The sequence below is a fragment of the Pseudomonas sp. OG7 genome (genome assembly GCF_014192825.1).
In the GTDB taxonomy this organism is placed as follows: Bacteria; Pseudomonadota; Gammaproteobacteria; order Pseudomonadales; family Pseudomonadaceae; genus Aquipseudomonas; species Aquipseudomonas monteilii.
Genome location: NZ_JACHYK010000002.1, coordinates 676727 through 691714 on the forward strand (window position 1 = coordinate 676727; position 14988 = coordinate 691714).

A 14988-nucleotide genomic window follows, 5' to 3' on the forward strand; every position below is an offset into this window, starting at 1 on the left:
CTCCCCCTTCTGGCATGCTGGCCTACCACGTAAAGCATTGCAGCCATCATGCCCCACATCGCCCGCCAAGCCTTTCTCCACGGCGCCATCGCCATTCTCCCCCTGTCCCTGGCCGTCGCCCCCTGGGGGCTGCTGGCCGGTTCCATGGCCATCGAAGCCAACCTCACTGCCTGGGAAGGGCAAGGGCTGTCGGCCATCGTCTTCGCCGGCGCCGCGCAACTGGTGGCCATCGGCATGCTCAAAGGCGGCGCCAACCTGGCGTCGATTCTGCTCACCACCCTGCTGCTAACCTCGCAGCATCTGCTGTACGGCCTGTCGATGCGCCCGGTACTGTCCAGCCAGCCGCTGCGCTGGCGGCTGGGCCTGGGCTTTCTGCTGACCGACGAATTCTTCGCCCTGACCAGCCAGTACGACCAGCAGCAGTTCAACCGCTGGTACGCTCTGGGGGTGGGCCTGACCTTCTACGTGGCCTGGAACCTGTTTACCCTGGCCGGCATCCTGCTGGGCCAGAACATTCCACACCTGGACCAATTGGGCCTGGACTTCTCCATCGTCGCCACCTTCGTCGCCCTGATCGCACCGCTGGTGCGCAACCTGCCCACGGTGGTATGCGTAGCTGTGTCGTTGTTCTGCTCGGTATTGTTCAGCCACTGGCACTGGGAAACCGCCCTGGTGGCCGCAGGCCTGCTGGGCATGAGCGCTGGTTTCATCTGCCAGAAATTTGCAGGAGCCCGAGCATGACCTGGATCCTGATTTTTGCCATGGGCGCCATCGTGTTCCTCAACCGCTATGCGTTCCTGGAACCACGCCTGCCCTTGCGTCTGAGCTCCAACGCCAGGCAGTTCCTTGGCTTTGCCGTGCCGGGCATGCTCACCGCCATCTGCGGCCCGATCATCTTCATGCCCGATCACCAGCTCAACCTGAGCCTGCTCAACCCCTACCTGCTGGGCTCTCTGGTGGCCATCGCCCTGGTGCTGTTGACCCGCAGCGTATTGCTGAGCATGCTGGTGAGCATGTTGATCTTCTTCTTCCTGCGCAGCTGGCTGGCATGAGCACACCCCTGCGCGAGCAGACACACCTCTGGCAGGCGCCGGCATTGGGCGACGTCGAGATGCTGCACGCGCGTTATTTCCAGCAACGTTTCGCCCCGCATGTGCACGAAGGCTACGTGTTCACCGTGATCGAATCCGGGGCCCAGCGCTTCTGGCACCGAGGCAGCGAGCACTTGGCGCCGGTTGGCAGCATGGTGCTGATCAACCCTGACGAGCTGCATACCGGTGCCACAGCCCATGAAGCGGGCTGGCGTTATCGCGGCTTCTACCCCGAGCACGAGCGGGTAACCGGCGTGCTCGACGAGCTGGAACTGGGCCGTCACGGCATGCCCCGTTTCAAGGACAGCGTCATCCAGGACCCTGCCCTGGCCATCGCCTTCAGCCAGCTGCATCAGCTGTCCGAAAACGGCGCCAGCGCCCTGCAGCAACAGACCGCCTGGCGCCAGGCGGTGCTGGCCCTGGTGCAACGCCACGGGCAATGCGCCGAACCCTCGGCCCCCGGCCACGAACCACTGGCCGTGGCCCGCGCCCGCGAACTGCTGGAAAGCCAACTGGCGGACCCGCCCTCGCTCGAAGCGCTGGCGGCGGCCGTCAACCTGTCGCCATTCCACTTCGCCCGGGTATTCCGCCAGGCCACCGGCCTGCCGCCACATGCCTGGCTGAAACAGCGGCGCCTGGCCCGCGCCCGGGAAATGCTGAAGAGCGGCCTGGTTGCTTCGGAGGTGGCGTTTGACCTGGGGTTTGCTGACCAGAGCCATTTGAGCCGGCAGTTCAAGCAGGCGTATGGGGTGACGCCGGGGGCGTATCGGCAGGCTTGTGCTCAATCTGCAATAACCGCCTGAGGCGCCGCAATACCAGTTCAAGCCTACCTCCAGGTACCAATACCGAGCGGCACATTACGCACTATCGTCGGTATCAAGGGCGCGTCCTTTCAGGTTCCAGCGTACCGGTGCGATGAACAGCATGAGCGTCATCCAGATGAAGGTTGCTGGCCCCGCAAGCACGAAGACCAGGCTGGCAACCAGCCCTGAAACGGCATCCCCAATGACGGCCGTGAAGTAATAAAGGGAAAAGTTCCTGCCAACTTCATGCTCGTTCGACAAGCACTGGATGTTTGTCACGATTGCGATATCGACAAATGCGCCAATGAAGCCAACCAGGAAGAGGATCAGCAGAAACAACCAGGTATTGAACTGCAGCGCCACTGCGGCAGCAAAAAACAGTGCGCCGTAAATTATCCAATAGCGCAGTACCAACCGTGCAGTGGTACGCGGGTTGAAGCGGGTGTAGAGCACGCCACCCAGCACGGTGCCTGCCGCCAGCAGTGAGAATACGTAACCCACCGCTGCCTCAGAGGTAAAGTGCTCCAACACCGAAGCCGGGAGAATGAAGCGAATCACCGACGTGGCGAACATCGCACAAAGCGTGGTACAGCCAATAACGGCAAACAACGGGACATTGCTGCCCTTGAGCTGGTTCACGCTGCGCACCGCATCGCGGACTATGGCTCGCCCATCGAATGCCTGCCGCACGCCTTGCCTTGCTGGCCCCAAGGTAGCAATGGAAATGGCAGACAACACCAGGCATATTGCAAAGAACAAGAAGGTTGCGTCGCGAGATAGCAGCAACACACAGGCCGAAAACACCAACGGTCCAATAATAGAGGCCGTATCTTCGATCACCTGGATACCGCTGTTGACTGAAGCCAGTTGGTCCTTTTCCACGATATCCGGAAAGTATGCGCGAAACGTGGGTACATACAGACATTCAAGCGCGGTCATGACCATCGCGAAGGCCACCAACACGGGCAGTACCGGCGTAAACCAACTGAACAAGGCAAAGAAGGCAAGCGACAGAATGCATTTGGCCAACTCGACCGCAAACAGTGTTCTTTTCTTGTCGGCGTTATCTGCCAGCCAACCACCCAAGGGAGAAAACACCATGCTCGGCAAGTAGCGGAAGAAATAAGCGATGCCAATCAACAACAAATCCGCCTCGACCATGAGTACGATGGTCACGGCAAATGCCGCTTCGAAGGCAAATTCACCGCACTTGGAAAAGCAATAGCCCAATGTAAGTGAGCGCGTTCCGGAGTTAAGACTCAACGCCTGCATAATCGTTGCTTTCTTCAGCCAGCGGTACAGAGGCGACTGAATCTAGAGCTCATCCGCGGCTGGATTCAACATGAAAGTTGTAACAACACCCGCACTGTCAGCGCAGCCAACATTGAGACTCCGAATGTTCCTACGTTCAGTAACTATTGGCGAAGTCAGACCAGTCGCCGCCAAACTGTGTGACAGAACGGCTCAGCACATCTCGTCCGCTTGCAAAGGGTCATGCCACCGGCGACGTAGCGGCATCCACTTTAAACACGATGTTTATTCCTATAGATAAGTAACTCAGTGTTACTCAAACGACGGAGTACTCCTTTTTGCATCCTCAACACCCCTGCAAAGCCATCAGGAGCCCCGCCAACCCTCTGCTACACTGACAAGGCTGAATTGGAGGATCCTGCCATGTCCGAAAGAGAGCTCACCACCCTTCTGTCGCTGATGAACCAGCGCCAGGCCTGCCTGAGCAGTGCCTGCAAGGAGATTGCCGACTGGATCGACCGGCAGGGCGATGTGCCCGCCGCCGGCAAGATCCGCGCCAGCCTGAAGGCACTGGAGGCCGATGAGGCGCAGGTTCGAAAGACCCTTACGTCGCTGACACTCGACAGGCCGCTGCCGCGCTTTCGTAGCTGAAAGGCGCCGCTGAAAAAGAAAGGGCCGCTAAGCGCCGCCCTTTGGTCTGTCAGTGGTTCATGTGCATGTGGTCATGCCCACCGCCGGCCTCGGCGTTGAGCGGGCGCACCTCAGCATGCACGTCCACGGTTTCCTTGCCGCCCTTGGCATCTTCGATGGTCAGGGTCAGTGGCACTTTCTCGCCTTCCTTCACCTGATCGTTCAGGCCCATCAGCATCACGTGCAGGCCATTCGGGTCCAGGGTCACGGCCTTGCCGGCCGGCAACTCGACGGCCTTGACCTCACGCATGCCCATCACGTCGCCGTTCATGGTCATCTCGTGCACCTGCACGGTCTTGGCCACGGGCGACGCCACGCTTACCAGCTTGCTGTCGCTGCTGGCGGTCAGGGTCATGAAGGCACCGGTGGACTGCTGGTGCGGCACGCTGGCACGGACCCAGGCATCGCTCACAGTGGTCTGGGCCAGGGCCGGCAGGGCCAGGCCCATCAGTGCCAGGGCAGCCAGGCCGCGTTTGATCGGTTGCATCGACATTCAGCAGATCTCCATCAGGGTGACCAGGTCTTCGGCACATTCCTTGGCATTCAGGGAATGGCCCAGGCTCAGGCGCAGGGTGCCACGCGTATCGTAGACGTAGCTGGTGGACGAGTGAGAAATGGTATAGGTGTCACCGGCCGGGACCTTTTCGTAGAACACCTTGAATTCCTTGGCCACTGCGGCAATTTCCTCGGGGGTGCCGGTGAGCGCGGTGAACGTCGGGTCGAAGGCCTTGACGTAGGCATCAAGCACCTCGGGGGTGTCGCGCTCCGGGTCCAGCGTGATGAACACCACCTGGAACAGGTCACGGTCACGGCCCCTCAGCAGCTTGCGGATTTGCGCCGCACGCGCCAGGGTGGTCGGGCAAACGGCCGGGCACTGGGTGAAGCCGAAGAAGACCATCGGCATGCTGCCGTAGAAGCTCGACAGGGTGCGCACGTTACCTTGTGGGTCTTTGAGGCTGAACTTGCGCCCGAGGATTTCGTTGCTCATGTTCTTGCCGTACTTGAACTCGAGCCCCCGGGCCGGGCTGCAGCCTGCCAGCAGGCCGAGCCCGAGAACGCCCATCCCGGCGACAACTGCGCGCCGGGTATACAGATCATTCATGAAACCATCCTTTACAGGGAAGGTGCCGGCCCTCGGGACGGGCCGGCTGAAAAACCGGGGCATTCTGGCATGACACCCCAAGGGGTTCTACCCGACCAAGGCGGGGAAGGCCTGCAACCCTTTGAATACGGGCTGCGGCCTGTTGTCGCAGGGGTTGAAACCGTAACACTTTGTTGCTAGAGAGCCGACCTTGGCTTAGTAGTAAGCGTTCTCTTTCTGGCTGTGGTCGGTAACGTCACGCACGCCCTTCAATTCCGGAACACGCTCGAGCAGGGTGCGCTCGATACCTTCCTTCAGGGTGACATCGGCCTGGCCGCAGCCTTGGCAACCGCCACCGAATTGCAGCACGGCGATGCCGTCGTCGACCACGTCCACCAGGCTGACCTGGCCGCCGTGGCTAGCCAGACCCGGGTTGATCTCGGTCTGCAGGTAGTAGTTGATGCGCTCGTTGATCGGGCTGTCTTCGTTGACCATCGGCACCTTGGCGTTAGGCGCCTTGATGGTCAGCTGGCCACCCATGCGGTCGGTGGCGTAGTCAACCAGTGCGTCTTCCAGGAACGGCACGCTGACCGCATCCAGGTAAGCGGTGAAGCTTTTCAGACCCACGGCGGTGTCGTCAGGCTTCTCTTCGCCCGGCTTGCAGTAGGCAATGCACGTCTCTGCGTACTGGGTGCCCGGCTGGGTGATGAAAATGCGAATGCCGATGCCAGGCGTATTCTGCTTGGAGAGCAGATCGGCCAGGTAGTCATGGGCGGCGTCGGTAATGGTTATAGCGCTCATGTAGGTTCCTCACAGACTTGCCGCCAAGTGTACGCCAACCCGCTCATTGAACAAAGTCCTAGTATTTGACTCGGGAAAGCGCATATTCAGGGGCCGCCCCCCGTGGCGCCGCCAGCCAGGCCTGCATGCGCCGGTACAGCCCGCGCTCCAGCCACTGGTAACTGAACCACGACATTAGTCCAATGGACGGCACGCACAGGGCAAACACCAGATACGGGTTCAACTGCAGGCGCTGGCTGGCGAACCAGCCGGCGTACAGCACCAGCACATGGACCAGGTACACCGAATACGAGCAGTCCCCCAAGGCCTTGAGCAGCCGGTTGCCTTGAAAAAGCGGTTCCAGCGCGATGAAGGCCATCACGATCATGGCGCTCGGCAGGCCCCAATGCAGCAGGCGCTGGGACGCATCCAGGTGATAGATGGCCAGACCCGCCACAACCAGCACGCCCAGCGGCAACCACCGCCCTTGGCGGATCAGCCCACGCCGATACAGCACGCCCAGGCCGATGCCGAGCAAGAACTCGTAGATGATGTCGTTGTTGTAGAAGCGGCTTAGCACACCCAGCCGGCCCAGCACCTCGCTGGCCAGCAACAAGGCCGCGGTAACCAGCAACAGGTGATGACGCCGGCGCACCAGGAAGGCCAGGCCGAACAGCAGGTAGAAGAACATCTCGAAGTTCAGCGTCCAGCCCACGTTCAAGGTCGGGTACAGGCCATAGCCTCCGGGGTTTTCTGCCGGGATGAACAGCATCGACAAGAACAGATGGTGCCAGGTGAACACCTGATGTGGCATCCATTGGCTAAAAGCCAGCAGCAACAGAGCCATCAACACTGTGTAGAACCAGTAGGCCGGCACAATACGCAGTACCCGATTGAGCAGGAACTGGCGCGGTTCGATGGTTTTATCGCGGGTCGACAGGTAGATGACCAGCCCGCTGATGACGAAGAAGATGTCGACGCCTACGGCGCCACGGTCGGTAAGCAGTTGGCCAATGGGGCCGGTGGCGTGGAAGTCGAAGAAGATCTGCATGAAATGGTGGCAGACCACCACCCAGGCGGCGAACGCCCGCAGTGCCTGAAGCGAATACAGCATGAAGTACCCTGCGCTTGCCGGTGCGTTGAGGCCTTGGGAGCCTATGACAGCTCCCAGACCACCCAACCTGTCCGACCGCAGGGTACCCGGAAAGGTCAGCTCACCCGATCAGAGGTTTTCATAGCGGTTCATGTCCAGCACCCCCGCCTCCACCGGCTGGGTCTCCTTGATGAAGCTGTTCAAGTCATGGAAGTAGCGCCAGAACTCAGGGTGACTACGGCGCACGCCCCAGCGCATGACGATGCGCTCGAACTTCGCCGGGTCATCTTTGGCATACTCCATGTCCTCGACGAACTCCGCCACATCCTTGGTCGGGATGTTGAAGATGAAGTTCGGGTAGCTGCTGAGCACACCCGGTGCCAACGTCAAGGTATCCAGCCCCGGCTGATAGCGGTACGCCTCACCCAGCAGGAACGCCACGTTGCTGTGCGCACGGTTGCGCAGCAGGCTGTACACCTGGCGCTCGCCGCCCTGCCCTTCGATACGCAGCATGGTTGCCTCGGGCAACTGGTTGATCACCTTCAGCCCCGCAGCCGGGCGCGACACCAGGCGGCTGAGCGACTGCTCGGCATTGCGGAACTCTTCGCTCATCTGCGGCCGTGAGCAGAACGCGCCCTGGCAGCGGTTGATCGGGTCGGGCGTGGCATTCAGGCTGCCGGTGCGCTGCAACAGCTTCAGGCCAAAGTCGCGCTTGGGGTTGCGCGGGTCAAGCTGGATACCACTCGGGGTGTCGGTGTCGATGTCCTCATAGTCCATCCACATCTTCACCTTGCCGCTGTTCTGGTACCAGTCACCCAGGATCGCCTTGCGCTGGTCGGCCGGCATCAGGCGCAAGAAGTTGATCTCGGCACCGTTGCGAATCAGGTCGAAATACAGGCGCGTCTGCAATTGGTGCGAAACATTGCCGAACACGTCAAAGTTGACCGCCAACTGGTAATAGGTGCGCTCGAACAACGGGTAGTCGAACAACCACACGGTCAACGGCACGTCACCGATCAGGCCCTTGCTTACCGACGCGCTGTCGAAATGGCGGAAGATGCTCAGCAACGCGTTGTCGTTACCGGCCCACAAGGTCGACCAGCCCGGTGCCGGCATGTCGGCATAGGCGTCACGGCGCAGCTTTTCGTACTCGTTGCGCTTGTCGCGGTAGGCGTGCCACAGGCTCAGCACACTGCCTACGTCATCGATCTGGCCCGGCATGGCCAGCAACGGCGTGGCCTCGCCACGGTATTTGGCGTCGGTGATGTAACGGTCGAAGGCCGGCTCCTGGAACAGCGCCCAGAAGTTATCGCGGATCACGTCAGTGGCGATCTGCCCACGGCACACAGGGCCCCGGATGAAAGTGCGCACGAAGTATTCGGCGTTATCCAGCATGAACTGGTAACGCGCCACTGCCGGGATCGCCTCGAAGGTTTCGAACGGGTTGGCCCGGTGACGCGGGCCGTAGCCCGGCAGTGCGGTGGCGTGCCAGTCGCCGGCATAGAACAGCTGCTTGACCCGTTTAAGTTTCTGCGGCCCCATCGGGTAGGTGATGTGCGTCTTGTGCACGATCACACCCTGCACCGGGATCAACCGATAGTAGAAGTCGGTGCCGGGCGGGTCGTTGGGGCGGCGCGTGGCAATGATATCGACCGGCTTGCCGCTCGGCGTGCGCGAACGCACCCACTGGAAGAAGTGCCCCTGCTCCCCCCCAACGAAGTAGATATGCGCCAGGAACAGGTGTTCGTACAGCCAGCGGCCGACCAGCGCCTCGGTGGAGCCCGGACGGTTGAGCAGCTCTTCCCACTCGGTGATCTGCCGGGCTTCGGCTGCGCTTGGCTTGATCGGCTGGTATTCCACCGGCGCACCCGCTGCCAGCCAGCGGCGCAGGGTGTCGTATTCCTTGTCGGTCAGCCCGGTCACCGCCAACGGCATACCCTCTTTGGGGTGGGCGCCGGCATAGGCGTCGAATTCATGGGGCAGCGGGCACATGTTGTTGCGGTTCAGGCCCAGGACAATGTCCTCGGGCAACTTGGCGTTGGGCGTGAGTGGGGTCTTGTGCCCCAGTTCCAGCATCCGCGCCATCAGTGCGGCCTGGCTGCCCTGGTTGTCGAGCACCGAATAGAAGCCCTTCTTGCGCCATTCCTCTTCGCTGTGAGCGTCGTAGAACAGCCGCGTGGTAGGCACCGCCTTGCTACGCTCGCCCTGGTACACCGGGACCTTGCTGGCCCCGCGCACCGCGCCTTCCGGGCTTTCCAGCTTGAGTTGGCAGGCAGCGTCGTTGCAGGCGTGGCAGGCCACGCACTTCTCGGTGAAGATCGGTTGAATGTCCCGGGTGTAGGAAATAGCCGGGCTCGACTGGGGGGCTTGCCCGAACACCGCGCCGCTGATGAGCAGGGCGAAGGCGCCGGCAAGGATACGATGCACCATGTGCGAAAAGTCCTGGTTCTTGAAAGCCATCACGATTGTGCCTGGTCGTCCTTGGGTGCTGGTAATCGCGCCAACAACATGAGCAGTTTTCATGCAAATGGGCGATGTGCGTAAAAACCGCGCAGCTTTGTTATGATTCCGCACCTTCTGATTTTTGCCCGACCAGGTAGTTCCTATGTCCGACCGCAGCGCTCGTCTCCAAGCACTCCAGAACGCACTCAAAGAGCGCATCCTGATCCTCGACGGCGGCATGGGTACTATGATCCAAAGCTACCGTCTCGAGGAACACGACTATCGTGGCACGCGTTTCGCCGATTGGCCAAGCGATGTCAAAGGCAACAACGACCTGTTGCTGCTCAGCCGCCCGGACGTGATCGCCGCCATCGAGAAAGCCTACCTGGATGCCGGCGCCGATATTCTCGAAACCAACACCTTCAACGCCACGCAGATTTCCCAGGCCGACTACGGCATGGAGTCGCTGGTCTACGAACTGAACGTCGAAGGCGCGCGCATCGCCCGCCAGGTAGCGGATGCCAAGACCCTGGAAACCCCCGACAAACCACGCTTTGTCGCCGGCGTGCTCGGCCCTACCAGCCGCACCTGCTCGATTTCCCCGGACGTCAACGACCCTGGCTACCGCAACGTCACCTTCGATGAGCTGGTCGAAAACTACATCGAGGCCACCCGCGGCCTGATCGAGGGCGGCGCCGACCTGATCCTGATCGAAACCATCTTCGACACCCTCAACGCCAAGGCGGCGATCTTTGCCGTGCAGCAAGTGTTCGAGGAAGACAACGTCGAACTGCCGATCATGATCTCCGGCACCATCACCGACGCCTCCGGCCGTACCCTGTCCGGCCAGACCACCGAAGCGTTCTGGAACTCGGTGCGCCACGCCAAGCCGATTTCCGTGGGCCTGAACTGCGCCCTCGGCGCCAAGGACCTGCGCCCGTACCTGGAAGAGCTGGCGACCAAAGCCGACACCCATGTTTCGGCCCACCCCAACGCCGGCCTGCCGAACGCCTTCGGTGAATACGACGAGACTCCGGCGGAAATGGCTGCGGTGGTCGAGGAATTCGCCGCCAGCGGCTTCCTGAACATCATCGGCGGCTGCTGTGGTACCACCCCAGGCCACATCCAGGCCATTGCCGAAGCCGTGGCCAAGTACAAGCCGCGTGAGATCCCGGAAATCGCCAAGGCCTGCCGCCTGTCGGGCCTGGAGCCGTTCACCATCGACCGCCAGTCGCTGTTCGTCAACGTCGGCGAGCGCACCAACATCACCGGCTCCGCCAAGTTCGCCCGGCTGATCCGTGAAGAGAACTATACCGAAGCCCTGGAAGTCGCCCTGCAGCAGGTCGAGGCCGGCGCCCAGGTGATCGACATCAACATGGACGAAGGGATGCTCGACTCCCAGGCCGCCATGGTCCGCTTCCTCAACCTGATCGCCGGTGAGCCGGACATTTCCCGCGTGCCGATCATGATCGACTCGTCCAAATGGGACGTGATCGAGGCGGGCCTCAAGTGCATCCAGGGCAAGGGCATCGTCAACTCCATTTCCATGAAGGAAGGCGTCGAGCAGTTCAAGCATCACGCCCGCCTGTGCAAGCGCTACGGCGCTGCCGTGGTGGTGATGGCCTTCGACGAGGTCGGCCAGGCCGACACCGCCGCGCGCAAGAAGGAAATCTGCCAGCGCAGCTATGACATTCTGGTCAATGAAGTGGGCTTCCCACCGGAAGACATCATCTTCGACCCGAACATCTTTGCCGTCGCCACCGGTATCGAAGAGCACAACAACTACGCCGTCGATTTCATCGAGGCCTGTGCCTACATCCGCGATCACCTGCCCCATGCGCTGAGTTCGGGCGGTGTGTCCAACGTGTCGTTCTCGTTCCGTGGTAACAACCCGGTGCGTGAAGCGATCCACTCGGTGTTCCTGTACCACGCGATCCAGAACGGCCTGACCATGGGTATCGTCAACGCCGGCCAGCTGGAAATCTACGACGAGATCCCGGCGGCACTGCGCGAAAAAGTCGAGGACGTGGTACTCAACCGCACCCCGCACGGCACCGACGCACTGCTGGCGATCGCTGACGACTACCGGGGCGGCGGCGCCACCAAGGAAGTGGAAAACGAAGAGTGGCGCTCGCTGCCGGTGGAAAAACGCCTGGAGCACGCGCTGGTCAAGGGCATCACCGCGTTCATCGTTGAAGACACCGAAGAATGCCGTCAGCAGTGCGCACGCCCGATCGAAGTGATCGAAGGCCCGCTGATGAACGGCATGAACGTGGTCGGCGACCTGTTCGGCGCGGGCAAGATGTTCCTGCCCCAGGTGGTCAAGTCGGCCCGCGTGATGAAGCAGGCGGTGGCGCACCTGATCCCGTTCATCGAGGCCGAAAAAGGCGACAAGCCGGAAGCCAAGGGCAAGATCCTGATGGCCACGGTCAAAGGCGATGTGCATGACATCGGCAAGAATATCGTCGGCGTGGTACTGGGCTGTAACGGCTACGACATCGTCGACCTCGGCGTGATGGTGCCGGCCGAAAAAATTCTGCAAACCGCCCGCGAACAGAAGTGCGACATCATCGGCCTGTCCGGCCTGATTACCCCGTCGCTGGACGAGATGGTCCACGTTGCCCGCGAAATGCAGCGCCAGGGCTTCGAGCTGCCACTGATGATCGGTGGTGCCACCACCTCCAAGGCGCACACTGCGGTCAAGATCGAGCCCAAGTACAGCAACGATGCCGTGGTCTATGTCACCGACGCCTCCCGCGCGGTGGGCGTGGCGACCCAACTGCTGTCCAAGGAACTCAAGCCGGGCTTCGTCGAGAAAACCCGCCAGGAATACGTGGAAGTCCGCGAGCGCACCGCCAACCGCAGCGCCCGCACCGAGCGCCTGAGCTACAGCCAGGCCATCGCCGCCAAGCCGCAGTACGACTGGGCCGGCTACCAGCCAGCGGTGCCCTCCTTCACCGGCGTCAAGGTGCTGGAAGACATCGACCTGCGCACCCTGGCCGAATACATCGACTGGACCCCGTTCTTCATCTCCTGGGACCTGGCCGGCAAGTTCCCGCGGATCCTCACCGACGAAGTGGTCGGCGAGGCGGCCACGGCGCTGTACAAAGATGCCCGCGAGATGCTCGACAAGCTGATCGACGAGAAGCTGATCAGCGCCCGCGCGGTGTTCGGGTTCTGGCCAGCCAACCAGGTGGCCGATGACGACATCGAGGTGTACGGCGAGGACGGCCAGCCGTTGGCCACCCTGCACCACCTGCGCCAGCAAACCATCAAACCGGATGGCAAGCCCAACTGGTCGCTGGCCGACTTCGTCGCGCCAAAAACCAGCGGCGTCACAGACTATGTGGGCGGGTTCATCACCACCGCCGGCATCGGTGCCGAGGAAGTGGCCAAGGCTTACCAGGACAAAGGCGACGACTACAGCTCGATCATGGTCAAGGCCCTGGCCGACCGCCTGGCCGAAGCCTGCGCCGAGTGGCTGCACGAGCAGGTGCGTAAAGAGCACTGGGGCTATGCCCGCGACGAGCACCTGGACAACGAGGCGCTGATCAAGGAGCAGTACAGCGGTATTCGCCCGGCCCCGGGCTACCCGGCCTGCCCCGACCACACCGAGAAGGAAACCCTGTTCCGCCTGCTCGATGGCACCGCCATCGGCGAAACCGGGCCGAGCGGCGTGTTCCTGACCGAGCACTTCGCGATGTTCCCGGCGGCGGCGGTCAGCGGCTGGTACTTTGCCCACCCGCAGGCGCAATACTTTGCCGTGGGCAAGGTGGACAAGGACCAGATCGAAAGTTACAGCGCGCGTAAAGGCCAGGAGGTGAGCGTGAGCGAGCGCTGGCTGGCGCCTAACCTTGGGTACGACAGCTAAAACTGCGCTGGCTTCTTCGCGGGCAAGCCCGCGAAGAGGCCGACACAGACAACCTCATAGCCATTGCCTACACTGTCCCTGATTGCCTCTGATTTCTCAGGAGCCACCATGGACGATTCCAGCCAGGGCAAACCGCCTACCTTCTGGCAGATGCTGCACAGCATTCTCGCCGCCGCCTTCGGCGTGCAAAGCGGCAAGAACCGCGCTCGCGACTTCACCCACGGCAAAGCCAGCCATTTCATCGCATTGGGGACGCTGTTCACCCTGGTGTTCATTGCCGTCTTGATCGGCCTGGTGCAACTGGCCCTGCACCTTAGCGCCCGCTAGAAATGAAAACGCCTGCGGGATTCCCTCCCGCAGGCGCTCTGACGGCTTCATGGTCTTGAGAACAAGTCTACTGGTGGCTGACCCAGTACACGGCAGTGACCACCACCAACACGATCAGGCAGAGGATCGCCCAGGCATCGACGCTGCTGTCAGCTTTGCGGACCTTGGTTGAGTTTCCCATTGCATTGCCTCTTGTAGTGGTTATGGGAATGCACTTCACCACCAGCAGTTAAGACGAGCAATGCCCTTTCCTCAAGCAGGGTCTTTTGCCTGGCGACGGGTGACGCGCCCACCGCCAAGCCAGGCCGTTCAAGCATTGGCAAGGCCCGCATCCCTGGCCACTGCATCATTCATCACCAGCAGAAAACCACTGGCCCTGTTCTCCAGAACGAATACCCGCAACCCCAGTTCGAGGAAAGCGCGCTTCTTGTAAGGGGAATAAGCGTTGGTAATGATGACCCGTCCCCGATTGCGGACAAAGGGCATGACATGGTCCTCGACGTGTTTCATGAATTGCACTTCATGTAGCCCAGAGGTCGCCTCGGAACGCACGGGCAAATACCTGCATCGCCGTTAACCCTTGCGCAGCATCTGCTACGAAAAGCCGCCCCTCGGGCGATGTACCCGCATAAATGTACGTGCCGCTGGCGGTGCTCAATGCGAACACGGGCAGCTCATGCCCTTCCACCCTCAGCATGAAGTTGCCCTTGTGCAGGGCCTGGCCCACTGGGGGCAAGCCATAACTCAAAACCCTCGGCAGGGCGAGGCTGCCACTCGCTTGCAGTTGCAGGTGCTGCGCCGCCGTGATGTCCCCCACCTTCAAGGCATTGAGCAGTGAAATCTCGAAGTTGGCATTCGACTCACGCCTGATCGTCGAGGCTACCTGCTCCTGTGCCAGCCAGGCATCGCACCGGATGGCAATCGATTCACCGATGTCCAGTTCACGCCCCATGCTGACGATCTCATCGACCGTTACCTGGCTGCCATCCTGTTTGCCGAACACAGCGCCATTGAGCGTGAGCCAACTGTTGTCGACAAAATCGTTCGCATCCCTGGTCAGGCGGGGTTGCGCAAGTTGGACAGGGGTACCACGGGAGAGCCAGGCCCAGAGCGGTTCGCTGACCGCAGGTTTTTCCGGTCGGGCGGTGTGAATGCGCACAGCATCCACCTGCACTTCATGCCCACAGCACGCCGTGAGGTGGGCACTGACCTGCGCCTTGACACCCTGAACGATCTTCATGAGTGCATCGGCACCCACCCGGGGCGTGCCATACAAAGCGTCCAGCCTAGCGCGCTGCGCTTTGTTCAACGTCCCGTAGAACGTCTTTGTTACAGCCAGTGCCTTGGCCACCAGATCAGCCGCATTACGTTCCTCCGCGGTCAGCAGAATGGGTTCATGACCAGAGGGGTATAAGGTGATGCCTGGCTCTACCTCAGCCGTGGCTGCATTGCTGGCGACAGACAAATCGGACAAGACAGGCTCCTTGGATTGGAAGCTGCCATCAGATCAAAGCGCCAGTGGCCGGCAGTGGTACTTAACTATGCCCGCGCCCGCAAAA

At 61.3% G+C, this 14988-nt stretch carries 14 protein-coding genes; 6 read left to right on the forward strand and 8 right to left on the reverse strand.

Annotated features, from left to right (window positions below; translation table 11 throughout):
• Positions 1-48: 48 nt before the first annotated feature.
• From FHW75_RS07510 to FHW75_RS07520, 3 genes are read left to right on the forward strand one after another with little or no spacing between them, the layout of a single operon-like run.
• Positions 49-741 carry an AzlC family ABC transporter permease gene (locus FHW75_RS07510; protein WP_016714696.1) on the forward strand — a complete coding sequence of 231 codons (693 nt, stop codon included), beginning with the start codon at positions 49-51 and terminating at the stop codon, positions 739-741.
• Entirely contained in the window at positions 738-1052 is a 315-nt protein-coding gene (locus tag FHW75_RS07515) for an AzlD domain-containing protein (protein ID WP_016714697.1), read from the forward strand. Before FHW75_RS07510 ends, FHW75_RS07515 begins: the two co-directional genes overlap by 4 nt.
• The gene (locus FHW75_RS07520) at positions 1049-1894 is read left to right on the forward strand and encodes an AraC family transcriptional regulator (protein ID WP_019099677.1); all 846 of its coding nucleotides are present in this window, start codon (positions 1049-1051) and stop codon (positions 1892-1894) included. Before FHW75_RS07515 ends, FHW75_RS07520 begins: the two co-directional genes overlap by 4 nt.
• Positions 1895-1948: 54 nt before the next feature.
• On the opposite strand, the gene FHW75_RS07525 is transcribed toward FHW75_RS07520, so the two are convergent.
• Positions 1949-3166 (reverse strand): MFS transporter, encoded by a 1218-nt coding sequence (locus tag FHW75_RS07525; protein WP_025754382.1) that lies wholly within the window; start codon positions 3164-3166, stop codon positions 1949-1951.
• A 402-nt stretch (positions 3167-3568) separates the two neighbouring features.
• Between FHW75_RS07525 and FHW75_RS07530 the strand changes: the two genes are divergently transcribed.
• Positions 3569-3796, forward strand: a complete 228-nt coding sequence (locus FHW75_RS07530; RefSeq protein ID WP_003250422.1) for a hypothetical protein — start codon at positions 3569-3571, stop codon at positions 3794-3796.
• Positions 3797-3845: 49 nt separating this feature from the next.
• On the opposite strand, the gene FHW75_RS07535 is transcribed toward FHW75_RS07530, so the two are convergent.
• The 5 genes from FHW75_RS07535 to FHW75_RS07555 form a co-directional block, all read right to left on the reverse strand.
• Positions 3846-4328, reverse strand: coding sequence for a copper chaperone PCu(A)C (locus FHW75_RS07535; protein WP_183673435.1), 483 nt, complete (start codon positions 4326-4328; stop codon positions 3846-3848).
• A complete protein-coding gene (locus FHW75_RS07540) occupies positions 4329-4937 on the reverse strand; it encodes an SCO family protein (RefSeq protein WP_016714700.1) in 609 nt (202 codons plus the stop codon).
• 195 nt (positions 4938-5132) lie between these two features.
• Entirely contained in the window at positions 5133-5717 is a 585-nt protein-coding gene (nfuA, locus tag FHW75_RS07545; RefSeq protein WP_016714701.1) for a Fe-S biogenesis protein NfuA, read from the reverse strand.
• 58 nt (positions 5718-5775) lie between these two features.
• A complete protein-coding gene (locus tag FHW75_RS07550; RefSeq protein WP_019099680.1) occupies positions 5776-6810 on the reverse strand; it encodes an acyltransferase in 1035 nt (344 codons plus the stop codon).
• 108 nt (positions 6811-6918) lie between these two features.
• Positions 6919-9219, reverse strand: coding sequence for a fatty acid cis/trans isomerase (locus FHW75_RS07555; RefSeq protein ID WP_084297474.1), 2301 nt, complete (start codon positions 9217-9219; stop codon positions 6919-6921).
• A gap of 175 nt (positions 9220-9394) precedes the next feature.
• Here FHW75_RS07555 and metH point away from each other — a divergent pair, with 175 nt between their 5' ends.
• The gene (metH, locus tag FHW75_RS07560) at positions 9395-13102 is read left to right on the forward strand and encodes a methionine synthase (RefSeq protein WP_028614376.1); all 3708 of its coding nucleotides are present in this window, start codon (positions 9395-9397) and stop codon (positions 13100-13102) included.
• Positions 13103-13210: 108 nt separating this feature from the next.
• Entirely contained in the window at positions 13211-13429 is a 219-nt protein-coding gene (locus tag FHW75_RS07565; protein WP_027609720.1) for a DUF2970 domain-containing protein, read from the forward strand.
• Between the two features lie 309 nt (positions 13430-13738).
• On the opposite strand, the gene FHW75_RS07570 is transcribed toward FHW75_RS07565, so the two are convergent.
• Complete coding sequence (locus tag FHW75_RS07570) at positions 13739-13939, reverse strand: hypothetical protein (RefSeq protein ID WP_183673437.1); 201 nt, start codon at positions 13937-13939, stop codon at positions 13739-13741.
• 10 nt (positions 13940-13949) lie between these two features.
• A complete protein-coding gene (locus tag FHW75_RS07575) occupies positions 13950-14894 on the reverse strand; it encodes a hypothetical protein (protein ID WP_143512096.1) in 945 nt (314 codons plus the stop codon).
• Positions 14895-14988: the final 94 nt, after the last annotated feature.

Excerpts from the sequence above, each read along its gene's own strand:
- FHW75_RS07510 (WP_016714696.1), top strand. The coding sequence starts at position 49 with ATGCCCCACATCGCCCGCCAAGCCTTTCTCCACGGCGCCATCGCCATT.
- FHW75_RS07515 (WP_016714697.1), top strand. The coding sequence starts at position 738 with ATGACCTGGATCCTGATTTTTGCCATGGGCGCCATCGTGTTCCTCAAC.
- FHW75_RS07520 (WP_019099677.1), top strand. The coding sequence starts at position 1,049 with ATGAGCACACCCCTGCGCGAGCAGACACACCTCTGGCAGGCGCCGGCA.
- FHW75_RS07525 (WP_025754382.1), bottom strand. The coding sequence starts at position 3,166 with ATGCAGGCGTTGAGTCTTAACTCCGGAACGCGCTCACTTACATTGGGC.
- FHW75_RS07530 (WP_003250422.1), top strand. The coding sequence starts at position 3,569 with ATGTCCGAAAGAGAGCTCACCACCCTTCTGTCGCTGATGAACCAGCGC.
- FHW75_RS07535 (WP_183673435.1), bottom strand. The coding sequence starts at position 4,328 with ATGTCGATGCAACCGATCAAACGCGGCCTGGCTGCCCTGGCACTGATG.
- FHW75_RS07540 (WP_016714700.1), bottom strand. The coding sequence starts at position 4,937 with ATGAATGATCTGTATACCCGGCGCGCAGTTGTCGCCGGGATGGGCGTT.
- nfuA (WP_016714701.1), bottom strand. The coding sequence starts at position 5,717 with ATGAGCGCTATAACCATTACCGACGCCGCCCATGACTACCTGGCCGAT.
- FHW75_RS07550 (WP_019099680.1), bottom strand. The coding sequence starts at position 6,810 with ATGCTGTATTCGCTTCAGGCACTGCGGGCGTTCGCCGCCTGGGTGGTG.
- FHW75_RS07555 (WP_084297474.1), bottom strand. The coding sequence starts at position 9,219 with ATGGTGCATCGTATCCTTGCCGGCGCCTTCGCCCTGCTCATCAGCGGC.
- metH (WP_028614376.1), top strand. The coding sequence starts at position 9,395 with ATGTCCGACCGCAGCGCTCGTCTCCAAGCACTCCAGAACGCACTCAAA.
- FHW75_RS07565 (WP_027609720.1), top strand. The coding sequence starts at position 13,211 with ATGGACGATTCCAGCCAGGGCAAACCGCCTACCTTCTGGCAGATGCTG.
- FHW75_RS07570 (WP_183673437.1), bottom strand. The coding sequence starts at position 13,939 with ATGAAACACGTCGAGGACCATGTCATGCCCTTTGTCCGCAATCGGGGA.